Annotated in this window: 14 protein-coding genes; 10 read left to right on the plus strand and 4 right to left on the minus strand. The window is 40.3% G+C overall.

Annotated features, from left to right (window positions below; all coding sequences use genetic code 11):
* Positions 1–141 precede the first annotated feature (141 nt).
* On the plus strand, positions 142–666 hold the full coding sequence (locus AC0VZ4_RS13650; RefSeq protein ID WP_475439915.1) for a CIA30 family protein: 525 nt from the start codon (positions 142–144) through the stop codon (positions 664–666).
* A 20-nt stretch (positions 667–686) separates the two neighbouring features.
* Here AC0VZ4_RS13650 and AC0VZ4_RS13655 read toward each other — a convergent pair whose 3' ends face one another.
* The 4 genes from AC0VZ4_RS13655 to AC0VZ4_RS13670 form a co-directional block, all read right to left on the minus strand.
* Positions 687–1,202, minus strand: coding sequence for a hypothetical protein (locus AC0VZ4_RS13655; protein ID WP_475439916.1), 516 nt, complete (start codon positions 1,200–1,202; stop codon positions 687–689).
* A 304-nt stretch (positions 1,203–1,506) separates the two neighbouring features.
* Positions 1,507–1,983, minus strand: a complete 477-nt coding sequence (locus AC0VZ4_RS13660; RefSeq protein ID WP_475439917.1) for an FKBP-type peptidyl-prolyl cis-trans isomerase — start codon at positions 1,981–1,983, stop codon at positions 1,507–1,509.
* Positions 1,984–1,985: 2 nt separating this feature from the next.
* Positions 1,986–4,409 (minus strand): Lon protease family protein, encoded by a 2,424-nt coding sequence (locus tag AC0VZ4_RS13665; RefSeq protein WP_007378260.1) that lies wholly within the window; start codon positions 4,407–4,409, stop codon positions 1,986–1,988.
* A 77-nt stretch (positions 4,410–4,486) separates the two neighbouring features.
* Complete coding sequence (locus AC0VZ4_RS13670; protein WP_475439918.1) at positions 4,487–4,945, minus strand: zinc ribbon-containing protein; 459 nt, start codon at positions 4,943–4,945, stop codon at positions 4,487–4,489.
* A gap of 195 nt (positions 4,946–5,140) precedes the next feature.
* On the opposite strand from AC0VZ4_RS13670, the gene leuS reads away from it, so the two are divergent.
* From leuS to AC0VZ4_RS13715, 9 genes are read left to right on the plus strand one after another with little or no spacing between them, the layout of a single operon-like run.
* On the plus strand, positions 5,141–7,729 hold the full coding sequence (gene leuS, locus AC0VZ4_RS13675) for a leucine--tRNA ligase (RefSeq protein ID WP_475439919.1): 2,589 nt from the start codon (positions 5,141–5,143) through the stop codon (positions 7,727–7,729).
* A gap of 1 nt (position 7,730) precedes the next feature.
* Positions 7,731–8,222: an LPS-assembly lipoprotein LptE gene (locus AC0VZ4_RS13680; protein WP_033028517.1), complete on the plus strand. Its 492-nt coding sequence runs from the start codon at positions 7,731–7,733 to the stop codon at positions 8,220–8,222.
* Entirely contained in the window at positions 8,222–9,259 is a 1,038-nt protein-coding gene (gene holA, locus AC0VZ4_RS13685; RefSeq protein ID WP_007378256.1) for a DNA polymerase III subunit delta, read from the plus strand. Before AC0VZ4_RS13680 ends, holA begins: the two co-directional genes overlap by 1 nt.
* Before the next feature lie 25 nt (positions 9,260–9,284).
* A complete protein-coding gene (nadD, locus tag AC0VZ4_RS13690; protein ID WP_475439920.1) occupies positions 9,285–9,920 on the plus strand; it encodes a nicotinate-nucleotide adenylyltransferase in 636 nt (211 codons plus the stop codon).
* Positions 9,921–9,975: 55 nt separating this feature from the next.
* Positions 9,976–10,293 carry a ribosome silencing factor gene (gene rsfS, locus AC0VZ4_RS13695; RefSeq protein WP_007378254.1) on the plus strand — a complete coding sequence of 106 codons (318 nt, stop codon included), beginning with the start codon at positions 9,976–9,978 and terminating at the stop codon, positions 10,291–10,293.
* 37 nt (positions 10,294–10,330) lie between these two features.
* Positions 10,331–10,801: a 23S rRNA (pseudouridine(1915)-N(3))-methyltransferase RlmH gene (gene rlmH / locus AC0VZ4_RS13700; protein WP_002958522.1), complete on the plus strand. Its 471-nt coding sequence runs from the start codon at positions 10,331–10,333 to the stop codon at positions 10,799–10,801.
* A 9-nt stretch (positions 10,802–10,810) separates the two neighbouring features.
* Complete coding sequence (gene mrdA, locus AC0VZ4_RS13705) at positions 10,811–12,688, plus strand: penicillin-binding protein 2 (RefSeq protein ID WP_475439921.1); 1,878 nt, start codon at positions 10,811–10,813, stop codon at positions 12,686–12,688.
* Positions 12,688–13,794, plus strand: a complete 1,107-nt coding sequence (rodA, locus tag AC0VZ4_RS13710) for a rod shape-determining protein RodA (protein WP_475439922.1) — start codon at positions 12,688–12,690, stop codon at positions 13,792–13,794. Before mrdA ends, rodA begins: the two co-directional genes overlap by 1 nt.
* Entirely contained in the window at positions 13,794–14,555 is a 762-nt protein-coding gene (locus tag AC0VZ4_RS13715; RefSeq protein ID WP_475439923.1) for a septal ring lytic transglycosylase RlpA family protein, read from the plus strand. Before rodA ends, AC0VZ4_RS13715 begins: the two co-directional genes overlap by 1 nt.
* The last annotated feature ends 47 nt before the right edge of the window (positions 14,556–14,602 follow it).

Here is a 14,602-nt window from a genome sequence, read left to right on the forward strand (position 1 = left end):
GGCTGGTATTGAACAAAATTGACTTAATCAAATAAAAGTAAGTTATTTCGCGCATATCAATACTAGTTTTTAATTTTCAGCATTGTGAACTATTAATATTTTTAGTCGTATCAATAAAGTGTTAATTCATTAGGATCGACCATGACCACTAAACAGCTTTCGTCACTGTTTGTATTTAACTTAGTCTTAGCGACAAGCGAGGCCAATGCAAATCAGCAATGGTATGTTATTAACGACTCTGTAATGGGCGGCGTATCTAATAGTCAAGTAACAAAAACACAAGATAGCTTGCTGTTTACAGGCAATATTTCGCTTGATAATAAAGGCGGTTTTGCATCAATACGTACCGAAATTGACACGCAAGGTCAAAACTCAAAAACTATAGCGCTGCGTGTTAAAGGCGATGGGCAAATCTATAAGCTTAGGCTAAGAACAACTAATTACCTTGATGGCGCAGCGTACACCCACTCATTTAAAACAATAAAAAGCGAATGGGTAGAAATCAACTTTACCCCGAGTGATTTTACTTTAACGTATCGCGGACGAGTGCTTGAGCAACAGCCTATTATTGATTTTGATGATATAAAACAGCTAGGCTTTATGATTGCAGGCAAGCAAGAAGGTAAATTTAAACTTGAAGTGAGTAAAATCGAATTTAAAAGCTAACCCACCAGCGTGCAGTGGCGCTATACAGTATAGTCGTGATCGCCCCGCCTTTTCATTTCACTAATAACCAGCTCAACCATTTGTTGCTTTATTGCCGCTTGCTCTGATTTTAACTCCCCTAATTGCAGCTCTAACATATCTATTTGCTCTTGCTGTTGCGTGTTTTTATATTTTTTAGAGCCTAAATGCTCTGCATCTAAAGTTAAACTCGCATCACTTTCATCTAGCTCACTTACAGAAGTATTTATAGTTAAACTACGTTGTACGGGGCTTTGTTTAAGTTTATTAATTTGCTCTTGCAACGCAAGAACTCGCCCAGTGAAGTGTTTATATACTTTTTCGAGATTTTTATACTGATCGCCAAATGTTGCGTTATCTTCACTGTATTTTTGCGCTTTGGTATCTAAAAACTTTGATAACACATATTTTGGCTCTTCCTCAGCCTCTTCTTCAACAGAAAGTTTACCTGATTGCGTTAAAGACTGAGTATTTGAGCTGTGTACTTGGTATGGAATGGGAGCCGGTGAAATCTTCATTATTTTATCCCTAAAATAGCTTGTCTCATTTATAGATATCGGCCTCGTATTAAAATCCTTGAGTAAGTTTAAATGTTAACTAAAAATAAAAAGCCCCACTTTATTAAAGTAGGGCTTTAGCAATTAATTACTTTGAATTAAATTATACCAATCTGCTTATATATGAAGTCTATTTAACGTTAAGAAAATTACGCTAGAACTAGGCAAAAATTTTTGTATCTAGTTGTTCTAAATAAAAAATTTTTAACAACGTTATAGTGCAATTTAATTCGTTAAATTGTTCAAGTATTTACGCAGGTTGGTATTACGACTCAATTGCCAGTAACTCTACTTCAAAAATAAGTACTGAGGCAGGAGGAATACTCCCTACCCGTTTTTCGCCGTATGCTAATTGGTGCGGTACATAAAAGGTGTATTTATCGCCTGGGCTCATCAGTTGTAAGCCCTCATTCCAGCCTTTAATCACTTGGTGCAAGCCAAAGCTAATCGGTGTTTTACGCTCTACTGAGCTGTCAAACACCGTGCCGTCGATTAGTGTGCCGTGGTAATGCACGTTAACCATACTTGTTGGGCTTGGTGTGTTTTCACTCTCACCTTTATGCAGTATTTTGTACTGCAAGCCAGAAGCTGTTTCTACTACACCTTCTACTTTTGCGTTAGCGGCTAAGTAATCAGCCCCTATTTGTGCATTTATGCCTGCTTGTTGTTTTGCTTTTTTACTATTTTGAAATATTAAAAAACAAAAAATGGCGATAACCACCGCCAAAATTATATTGATCATTATTAACCTTTTTCGTTATCTAGTTCTTCGTCTTTTTCGTCGTCATTATCGCCATTTACAATGTCGGCAATCTCTTTTAGACGCGCAAGCGCAATACCGTTTACTGAGTTTTCTGGATACTGGTCATCAATAATATCGCCTGCTTCTATATCCATTAACAAGTTAAGCGCTTGATCTACGGTTTCAACTGCGTAAATATTAAATTTACCCGCCTCTACCGCATTGAGGATCTCGTCATCAAGTACTAAGTTAACTTGGTTTGATTTAGGAATAATAACGCCTTGCGAACCGGTTAAACCACGCATTTTACACAGTTTAAAAAAGCCTTCTATTTTTTCGTTTACACCACCAATAGCTTGTACATCACCATGTTGGTTAATAGAGCCTGTCAGCGCGATAGATTGGCTAATAGGGAGGCTTGTAATAGATGAAATAAGCGCACAAAGCTCTGCTAAAGATGCACTATCGCCATCTATGTAACCATAACTTTGCTCTATGGCAATATTAGCACTAAGCGTTAAGCTAAACTGCTGTGCGTACTTATTGCCTAAATAGCCGGTAAGCAACATCACGCCTTTTGAGTGGATAGCTTTACCTAGTTCGGCTTCGCGTTCAACGTCTATTACGCCATCGGCGCCTGCATAAACAGTTGCCGTAATACGCGCAGGTGTACCAAACGAGGTATCGCCAATGTGTAGTACTGTTAAACCATTTACTTTACCTATAGCTTGGCCATCGGTTGCAATAAGTGTATGGCCTTCTTTTATATCGCTAAGCATGTTTTCGCTGATCTGACCGGTACGATATTGTTTGCCTTCAATGGCTTCGTCAATATGGTATGCATCAATAACCGTTAAGTTATCTTGTTTCGCGTAATAACTCGCTTCAGCAACTAATTCAAGCACATCAGCAAAGCGCGCCGAGAGTTTATTATGATGCTCAGCTTGGCGGTAACTAAATTTAAGTAACCGTACCATAGCAGCCTCTGTAGCGGTGCATTTTAATGTTTGCTCGCAATACTCAGTCACTTTGGTAATAAACTGGTACTGTAATTTATCGCTACTTGGTAAGTAGTAATCAAAATCGGCAAGTACTCTAAATAGCTCAGCAAATTCTTCGTCGTATTCACCTATGGTGTAGTACAACTCGCGCGAGCCCAATAAAATAATCTTCACATCAAGTGGAATAAGTTGCGGGCGAAGCGTAAAACTTGTCCCGACTGTGCTGTCTTGATAGGGTAAATCATTTTTTATTTGATGTGTTTTTAAACACAGCTTTAAACCATCCCACACTTGTGGATTAGCCATTATTTTTTCGGCATCCATTATTAAGTAACCACCATTGGCACGATGCAATGCACCGGGCTGAATTGAGCGATAACTCGTAATCAATGTACCTTGGGATGTAGCGTATTCAATTTTACCAAATATATTACCAAAGGTTGGGTTTGGCTCATAAACGACTGGCGCTGCATCGTCTTCTTTAAATTCAACTAAAATGTTAGGTGCAAAAAAGTCGGTAAGCATACCTTTGCGGTCAAAGTCTTCTTTGCTTTCTTCGCTTTCGTCTTCGTCATCTAGCCATTCAAGTACCGCGTCGATAATTTCAACGCGAATATCTTTTAAATAACGCAGTACGCCAATGTGTGTCGCGTACTTATGTTCTAAGTCTTTTAAAAGTGGTTTAGTGGCTTGCTCTGCGGTCGATTTTTTAAGATTACGAAGTTTTTCTTTTGATTCGCGTTTCCACCGTGGTAGCTCTATTAACGCTTCTATTAATGCATCTTCTAGCTTTTCGATTTTTTCAAAAAACTCTTCGCGCAATGTTTCTTCAAGCTCACCAAATTCACTGTCGCTCAATTGTTTTCCATCAACAAGTGGTGCAAAACCCACTGAGCTTTTTTCTTCTACTAGAGCAACACTTTGCTCAAGTGCTGCGATTTCAACTGCGGTAATTGCGCTGTCGTAAGCGTCGTTAAACTCGCGATCGATTGATTTTTTCTTGCGTTGGTACGCTGGATTATCAAATGCCGCTGGAAAAGTGTCGAGCACTTCATCTAAGAATGAGTCTATGTCGTCGCTAAGTTGCTTACTTTGCCCTGCTTGCATAAAAAGTGCGATAGGCTCACGGTGATCGGCGTAATTATTTACGTACAACCATTCATTAGGCGTTGCTCTGTCTTTTGCGTGTTGCTTAAGTTTATCTTTGACTAGCGTATAACGTCCATGAGCCGCTTCGCCCATTACATAAACATTATAGCCAGGTAAATCCATACCTAATGAAAAGTCGAGCGCACTTTGGGCACGTTGTTGGCCTATAAAAGTAAGTTGCTCTGGGTACGGGTTACTCATGCATGTATGTACATGATTACTAGAAATACTCGGTGCGAGCTTTGAAACAGATAGTGGCAGCAATTTTTTCGTCATTCTAACTTCTTTGTTTACCAGCATATTCACTGGCTTTTGGGCGTATTAAGTGGCACGCAGCCACCTAATACCAATATTTAAGGGTTCAGCGCCTTACGACTAAAGTAGACTCCATCACATTGCGTGCAAGGTATTATTTGCGTTGCGTGATAAATGTCGTGGCTATGGTTGCAATTCTTACATACTAATGTGCCCATGGCTATCCATTCGCCTGCGTGATACACCCCATTGTGCTTAAAATCTTGGCTTAAAGATTGCCACTCTAGTTGTGTTTTATCTTCTATGTGCGAGAGTTCAAACCATAAAGATTCTTTAAGTTCTTGCCATGCAAGCGAATTGTAATAAGCTTCGTGCTCAATAATATGTTCAATATCATGCTTTAAGTAACTTTTATAAAGTTCATACCTTTCTTGACTTAAATCTTTGATTGCTTGCTCAGATTCAACAAACCCAGTAACTATATCTTTTACACCATGATCTTTTACATCTTTTAGCCAACTAGTAAAACTGCTAAGCCATGCTTTGTAATCAGTCATTTTTTACTCCTTCAAAATTGCTGTTAAATCAGTCTGTAACTTATGTATTTAGCTAACTACATTATAAAAAAGCAGGTTAACCTGCACTGAAAGTTACAATTTAATAAAAGCATGTTTTTGACGCTGTGAATAGTGTTTTATTTGGGGTATCCTAACGGCAATTTTTATTAGTTTGCAAGAAGTCTGGAACCATAGATGCAAGAGCAATATAACCCGCAAGATATAGAGTCAAAAGTACAAAGCTACTGGGAAGAAAACCAGGTATTTAAAGTCACTGAAGATGAGAGTAAAGAAAAGTATTACTGCCTTTCTATGTTTCCTTATCCGAGTGGTCAACTGCATATGGGTCATGTACGTAACTACACCATCGGTGATGTTGTTTCTCGTTTCCAGCGCCTGCAAGGCAAAAACGTAATGCAACCTATGGGTTGGGATGCGTTTGGTTTACCTGCAGAAAACGCCGCTATTAAAAACAAAACAGCACCAGCTAAGTGGACATACGAAAACATTGATTACATGCGTACACAGCTTAAGCAATTAGGTTTTGGCTATGACTGGGATCGCGAAATTGCGACGTGTCACCCAGAATACTACAAGTGGGAGCAGTGGTTTTTCACTAAGCTTTACGAAAAAGGCCTAGTGTATAAAAAAATGTCAACGGTTAACTGGGATCCAGTGGATCAAACAGTATTAGCTAACGAGCAAGTTATTGACGGTCGCGGTTGGCGTTCAGGCGCTGTGGTTGAGCAAAAAGAAATTCCACAGTGGTTTATTAAAATTACTGATTACGCACAAGAGCTACTAGACGACTTAGATCAGTTGGAAGATTGGCCAGAGCAAGTTAAAACAATGCAGCGCAACTGGATTGGCCGCTCTGAAGGCTGTGATATTGAATTTAAACGCACCGATAACGACGAAACATTTAGCGTATACACAACTCGTCCAGATACCTTTATGGGTGTTACGTATGTTGCTGTTGCCGGTGGTCACCCTATTGCGCAAGAAGCGGCTAAAAATAGCGATGCTATTGCAATGTTTGTTGAAGAATGCAAAAACACCAAAGTTGCCGAAGCAGACATGGCAACAATGGAGAAAAAAGGCATAGCAACAAGCTTTTACGCCACTCACCCATTAACGGGCGAGCAAGTACCAATTTGGGTCGCTAACTTTGTATTAATGCATTATGGCTCAGGCGCTGTAATGGCAGTACCTGCACACGATCAACGCGACTTTGAGTTTGCAACCGCTTACGGTCTTGATATAAAACAAGTCATTGCACCGGTTGAAGGTTCAGACCTTGAAGTAAACCTTAAAGAATCAGCGTTTACTGATAAAGGCGTACTTGTAAATTCAGGTGAATTTAACGGCCTTGATTTTGACGCTGGTTTTAAAGCCATTGCGGATAAATTAGAAGCTCTCGGTGTGGGTGAGCGCAAAGTAAACTTCCGCCTGCGTGACTGGGGGGTGAGCCGTCAACGTTATTGGGGTTCACCAATCCCAATGCTTAGCGACGAAGATGGTAAAGAGCTTGCAGCAACAGAAGATATGCTACCCGTTCGCTTACCTGAAGATGTGGTAATGAACGGTGTAACTTCACCACTTAAAGCAGACCCAGAGTGGGCTAAAACTACCGTAAATGGTGCACCTGCGTTTCACGAAACTGATACGTTTGACACCTTTATGGAGTCTTCTTGGTACTACGCACGCTACTGTAGCCCACGCTACAACGAAGGCATGCTAGATCCCGCGGCTGCTAACTACTGGTTGCCAGTAAACCAATACATTGGTGGTATTGAGCACGCTATTTTACATTTATTGTACTCGCGCTTTTTCCATAAATTATTACGTGACTTTGGTTTAGTAAATTCAGACGAGCCGTTTGAGCGCTTACTTTGTCAAGGTATGGTGCTTGCTGAAACATTTTATCGTAAAGATGAAAAAGGCGGCGATATTTGGATCTCGCCAAGTGATGTAAACACTGAAACCGACGATAAAGGCCGCGTGACTAAAGCATGGCATAAAGAGGACGGTGAGCCAGTTTTCTCATCAGGCATGAGCAAAATGTCCAAGTCTAAAAACAACGGTATAGACCCGCAACATGTAATTGCCCAATATGGTGCAGATACTGTGCGTTTATTCATGATGTTTACAGCACCACCAGAGCAAACGCTTGAATGGTCAGACTCAGGTGTTGAAGGCGCGCATCGCTTCTTAAAACGTGTATGGAAATACGCGGTAGACGTTAAAACAGTAGGTTACCAAGCACTTGATAAATCAGCGCTAACAAACCCACAAAAAGTATTACGTCGCGACTTACACAAAGCGATTGCTAAAGTGACTGATGATGTTGAACGTCGTCAAACCTTTAATACCGCCATTGCAGCTATTATGGAGCTTTCTAATAAATTATTAAAAGCACCTTTAATAGATACGCAAGATATAGCAATTGCAAACGAAGCATTAGAAGCGCTTATTATTATGCTTGCACCTATTACGCCACATTTATCGCACGAGCTTTGGAAAGAGTTAGGTAAAGAAGGTGAGATTTTGGATGCTGCATGGCCAAAAGTTGATGAGTCGGCACTTGTTGAAGATGAAAAACTAATCATCGTACAAGTAAACGGCAAGCTCCGCGCTAAGTTAACCGTTGCAGCTGATGCAACGCAAGAGCAAGTAGAAACCCTTGCGTTTGCAGAATCTAATGTAACTAAATTTACTGATGGCTCAACCATTCGTAAAATCATTTACGTACCAGGCAAGCTACTTAACGTGGTAGCTAACTAATATGGCTGCATTTAACGCCATTAAAAACGGACTAGCCTTAGTGCTAGTCTGTTTTTTGATAACTAGCTGCGGGTTTCATCTAAAAAAAGCCTCTAGCATGCCTGATAACCTAAAACAGCTAACTCTTGTAGGTGATGATGAAAAGTCAGCCTTATTTGAAAGCCTTAAAAACGAGCTAAGAGCGAGTAATGTAGAGCTAATATCAGCAGCTAAAGATAAAGCCCAATTATATTTGTATAAAGAAAGTATTGAACGTCAAACACTATCGTTATTTCAAAATGGTCAAGTAGCTGAATACGAACTCGCTTATGGCGTATCGTATGTAGTTAAACGCCCTGGCGAAAAAGCCATTGAAAAGCGCTTTGAGCTTTACCGTAATTACCAAGACGATCCAGATCATGCGCTAGCTAAAGCAAAAGAGCTTGAGCTACTCATTAGCGAGATCCGTGAGCAAGCCAGTCGTCGTATTGTTAGAGAGCTGTCGCAACTATAATGCGCTGTTATGCTAATCAACTACCGAGTGAATTAAATAAAGGGCTAAAGCCCTTTTATTTAGTGTTTGGGGAAGAGCCTTTTCAAGAAGCACAGTGCGTACAACAAATTCGCGACAGTGCTAAAGCACAAGGCTTTGACGAAGTAATTAAGTTTACTTTAATGCAAGGATTCGATTGGCAAGAAATCATAGCTCAATATCAAAGCATGTCACTATTTAGCGCGCGCACTATTATTGAGCTTGATCTAAACCAACAAAAACCAGGCGTTATTGGCAGCAACACCTTTAAAAAAGTAATTGAGCTGGTTAATCCAGATACTATTTTAATTGTTAAAGGCGCTAAAGCCAGCCAAGAAGTACAACGCGGTGCATGGTTTAAAGCCCTTGATAAGCAAGGCGTATTTGTACCTTGCTACCCGCTTACCGGCACGCATGTAAAACGATGGCTTGATGAACAGTGCCAACGCTTATCGCTCAACATGCAAAACGATGCCAAACTGAGTTTAATAAATGCCACAGAAGGTAACTTATTAGCGTGCTTCCAAGAGCTTGAAAAGCTCTCACTACTGCACGGCAATGCATTAATTACTCAGCAATTAGTAATGCAAGGGCTGTTAAACCAAGCCAAGTTTGATATTTTTGATTTAAGCGATGCACTATTAAATGGCCACGCTAAACAAGCTATAAAAGTATTAAACAAACTTGCCAGCGATAACACCGAAGTGGTGAGTATTTTATGGGCTATAACCAAAGAGCTTAATACGCTAATAAATGTGCAACTTGGTTTATTAAATGGCGAACCAATCGCTAATTTATTTAAACAAAATGCTATTTGGAAAAACCAGCAAGGGCCAGTTCAAAACGCAATTAACCGCTTAAACATACACACACTTGAACAAATAAATAGTGATGTAGCTTTGTTTGATGCCAGTTATAAGCAAGGTAATTTAATTGCCCCTTACCAAGCGCTTGCTCATATTTGTATTAAATTTTGCCAGCCGCTCAACATTCCTATGCCGTGCCACGCGGTTAATTAATAAACAACTAACTAATGGGTGTTAAATGATCGCAATTTTTGGTGGCACTTTCGACCCTGTCCATTTAGGCCATATAAATATGGCGCAGCAATGTGTTAATGCGTTTAATTTAAACACGCTTTATTTTATGCCTTGTGCATTACCGGCGCATAAAGCAGCGCCTGGTATTAGTACGCAGCACCGTATTAATATGCTAAACGCGGCTATTACGCCCTACCCTCATTTTAAACTCGATTTAAGAGAACTTAACCGAGCCGGCCCATCGTATTCGTTACTTAGCTTGCAAGAACTTCGTAAAGAGCACCCTACTACACCTATCTTATTTTTAATTGGTATGGACTCATTTAACAATCTCGATAAATGGTTTGAGTGGAAGGCAATTACGCAGCTTTGTCATATTGTGGTATATCAGCGCCCTGCTCAACATTGTACTGCAAGTGGTGAACTAAAAGGCTATATGCAAGATGCGAATGTAGACGAAGCAACCTTACTTGAGCACTCACTTGCTGGTAAACTTTATTTTTTACCGGGTAAAATGCTCGATGCTGCTTCGAGTACAATTCGCGAACAACTGAAAAAAAGCAATAAAAAGAATGAACTATTACCCGCAGCAGTGAGTCATTACATAGAACAGCATCAGCTCTATCAAATTGATGCTTAAAAACGCCTAGCGTGTTAAAATGCGCGCCATTAAATTTTTAAATTGAGACAAAACCTTGGATTCAAAACAACTACTCGCCTTTGCAATGGATAAAATTGACGATATGAAAGCACGTGACATCGTTCATATTGACGTAACAAAGACATCAGATATTACAGATTACATGGTAATTTGTTCTGGTACTTCTAAACGTCACGTACAGTCAATTGCCGATCACTTAGCAAAAGAAGCGCGTCACGCAGATTCAGAACCATTAGGTTATGAAGGTGAAGGCGATGGCGAATGGGCACTGGTTGATTTAGGTGATGTAGTTGTACACGTGATGCAAAACGAAGCACGTAGCTATTACGATCTAGAAAAACTGTGGGGCTAAACACGCACTCATTTTAGACAATGCTTGGAAGTAATACGTGAAAATACAAATGATTGCTGTTGGTACAAAAATGCCAGCATGGGTAGAAACGGGATTTGCAGAATATCAGCGCCGTTTCCCTAAAGATATGGCCCTTGAGTTAATTGAAATCCCTGCCGGTAAACGTGGCAAAAACGCAGACATAAAGCGCATTTTACACATTGAAGGTGAAAAAACATTAGCGGCTATTCCAAAAGGCAATCGTATTGTAACGTTAGAGGTAACAGGGAAAGCACTGGATACTCACCAACTTGCTAAAAATATGGAAAAATGGCAACTCGATGGTCGTGATGTAAGTTTACTTATTGGCGGACCTGAAGGGCTTGCTCCAGAGTGCATTGCAGCGTCTGAGCAAAAATGGTCGTTATCTAATTTAACATTACCGCACCCCTTGGTGCGTATTATTGTTGCAGAGAGCCTTTATAGAGGCTGGAGCTTAAATAACAACCATCCTTATCATCGCGAGTAATGCCTTGCCATGCTAAAACATAGACCCACTATTCGTGACCACTCCGCAGAAGCAAATTTATTTGCTAGGCGAGCATTTGTGGGTTTTGTTTTTGTATTAGCTATGGTGGCTATTTTGCTGTCAAACCTATATAAAATTCAAGTAGAGAACCATCAAGATTACCAAACCCGCTCTAATGACAACCGTATTAAAGTTATTCCTATTGCACCCAACCGTGGTTTAATTTACGACCGTAACGGTGTACTCCTTGCTGAAAACAAACCAGTTTACAATCTTGAAGTCATTCCCGAAGATGTAAACGATTTAACCGAATCACTCGATCAAGTCAGTAAAATAATTACTATTAGTGAGCAAGAGAAAGAAGATTTTTTAAAAGATATTAAACACACTCGGCGTTTCAAATCGCAAATTCTTAAAGCACGCTTAAACGAAACTGAAGTCGCTAAGTTTTCTGTAAATCAACATAAATTCCCAGGCTTTAGTATTGAAGCACGCCTAGCCCGCTACTACCCCTTTGGCAATACCCTAACCCATGCACTCGGTTATGTGGCAAAGCTTAATAAAAAAGAACTTAATAAACTAGATCAAGAAGGTCAAGCAACCAATTATCGAGCCACATACGATATTGGAAAATTAGGCATAGAAAAATATTATGAACAATTATTACACGGTGAAGTAGGCTCCCAGCGCGTAGAAGTAAATAATCGCGGCCGCGTTATTCGCACACTCAGTATGATCCAACCTAAGCCTGGTAGTGATATTGTACTTACGCTTGATATTGGGCTACAGCAAATAGCACAACATGCGCTTAAGGATATGCGCGGCGCTATCGTCGTTATGGATGCAAAAGATGGTGGCGTACTCGCACTTTATTCAAATCCAAGCTACGATCCAAATTTATTCGTACATGGTATAAGTAGCAAAAACTACAAAGCATTGCTTAACCAAGATCGCCCGCTAATTAACCGAGCAACACAAGGTCGTTACGCGCCAGCTTCGACTGTTAAACCTCACATGGCAATTTTAGCCCTTGAAGAAAATATTGTAAGTGAAAGCACTTCTATTTGGGATCCTGGCTTTTTTGAAATACCAAATGTGGAACATAAATGGCGCGATTGGAAACGCTGGGGTCATGGCCATGTTGATGTATATAAAGCGATTGAAGAGTCGTGCGATACTTATTTTTATGATGCAGCTTATCGCTTAGGTATTACTAAAATAAGCGATTTTATGGCGCGATTTGGCTTTGGTGATTTATCCGGTATTGATATTCATGAAGAAACCACTGCAATTTTACCTTCAAAAGAATGGAAAGAAGGCCGCTTTAAAGAATCATGGTGGCGAGGTGATACTATTTCTGTAGGTATTGGACAAGGCTATTGGACGGCAACCCCGATTCAAATTGCTAACGCAACGAATATTCTTGTTAATAAAGGGATTAATCATCCACCGCATTTAGCCCAAGTTGCAAAAAAAGAAGATCAAGTAACGCAAATTAACGGTGATGAAAAACCGCCGGTAATACTTAAAAACCCTGATAACTGGCGCATTGCAATTGATGCAATGCATAACACGGTAAAAAAAGTAACAGGTACCGCACACAAAGCTTTTAAAGGTGTAAGCTACGATCCGGCGGGTAAAACAGGTACTGCGCAAGTAGTTAGCATTGCCCAAGGCGAACGTTACGACGCTAAATCATTAAAAGAGCGTCAGCGTGATAACGCCATTTATGTTGGTTTTGCACCTTATAACAACCCACAAATTGTGCTCTCTATCGTTGTAGAAAACACTGGGGGCGGAAGCTCGGTAGGTGCGCCAATTGCTCGTCAATTAATGGACTACTATTTTGCAGCTAATCCTGTTGAACTTGCAGGGAATATAAAATAATGACCGTTTTACACGATAAACGATCCATATGGATGCGAATGCATCTAGACCTACCATTACTCATCGCTTTGTTTATCATGATGATTGGCAGTATTACCGTTGTATATAGTGCAAGCGGGCAAGATACAGCAATGATGATCCGCCATATGACTCGCATGGGCGGAGCCGTTATAGGCATGATTATTCTAGCCCAATTTTCTCCAGCAACACTTAAGCGTTTAGTTATCCCACTTTACTGTGTTGGCTTACTCATGCTGGTGGGTGTACTTTTATTTGGGGTCAGCTCAAAAGGCGCTCAACGCTGGTTAAACTTGGGGATCACTCGCTTTCAACCATCAGAATTAATGAAGCTAGCCGTCCCAATGATGGTGGCTTGGTACATAGGCAGAAACCACTTACCACCTCGCCCACTGCATTTAATTATTGGCTTTATGATTGTAATGCTTCCGACATTATTAATTAAAGAACAGCCAGATTTAGGTACGTCTATACTTATTGCGAGTTCGGGTATATTTGTGTTGTTTTTATCCGGTTTAAGCTGGCGCTTAATCGGCTTTTTAAGTTCTGTTGTTGCGCTTGCTGCATGGCCATTTTGGCACTATGGTATGCACGACTACCAAAAACAACGTGTACTTACTTTTTTAGACCCCGAAAGCGATCCGCTTGGTTCCGGTTACCATATTATTCAGTCAAAAATAGCAATAGGCTCTGGTGGTGTTGAAGGCAAAGGCTGGCTGCTTGGTACACAATCGCAATTAGAATTTTTACCTGAGCGTCATACTGATTTTATATTTTCGGTTTTAAGCGAAGAGTTTGGCTTATTCGGCGTATGTGTTTTACTTAGCCTGTACTTATTTATTATTGGCCGAGGCTTGTACATTGCCGTTAATGCGCAAGATGCATTTGGTAAATTACTGGCAGGTGCACTCACTCTGACATTTTTTGTTTATGTATTTGTAAACATAGGTATGGTATCAGGGTTATTGCCTGTTGTAGGAGTTCCTTTGCCTCTAATCAGTTATGGAGGAACATCGATGGTGACGCTCATGGCTGGCTTTGGCATTATTATGTCAATAGCGACAGATAAAAGGATGCTTTTAAAATAATGAAATTCACTTTGCGTGTTCTAATAACTGTTTTTTTAATACTCACCTTAAGTGCATGTAGTAGTTCAAGTAACCGCTACCATATGCGCCATGATTCAGCACCACTTAGAGCCCCAACTGCACTTGAAATGCAAGACGCAATAATCACTGATGTTACTAAAAGCGCCAGTGCAAGTCGTCCATATACAGTGCTTGGTAAAAGTTATTCGCCAATGCTTGATGAGTCAGGCTACTCTGAGGAAGGCATTGCCTCTTGGTATGGTCGTAAATTTCATGGTTATCACACTTCAAATGGTGAAACGTATGATATGTTTGCCATGACCGCAGCGCATAAAACGCTGCCACTACCTAGCTTTGTTAAAGTAACCAATACAGCAAATGGTAAATCGGTAATCGTTCGCGTGAACGATCGGGGCCCGTTTCATGACGATAGAATAATTGACCTTTCGTACGCAGCCGCTTACAAGCTTGGCTATTACACCCATGGTACAGCAAAGGTTAAGCTAGAAGCCGTTACGCTTGCGGGCGCAACTGCGCGTCAAACCTATATTCAGGTAGCTGCAGGTAGTACACTTGCTAATATTGAAGCGCTTGCCAGCACATTGCGAGAGCAATACAAATTACCAACAAATATCGTTCAAAAAGACGACATTTACAGACTGCATTTAGGGCCAATAAAAGATACCCCTCATGCAGACGAAGTATTAAAAAAATTAAAACAAAATCAATTTCAAAACGCGTTCTTGCTTTACACACAGTAAGGCCTTTAGAATGGCGTAACGCGAATTTTTAACTTTAACCATTAATG

Source organism: Pseudoalteromonas sp. QJM3NY_22, assembly GCF_056173065.1.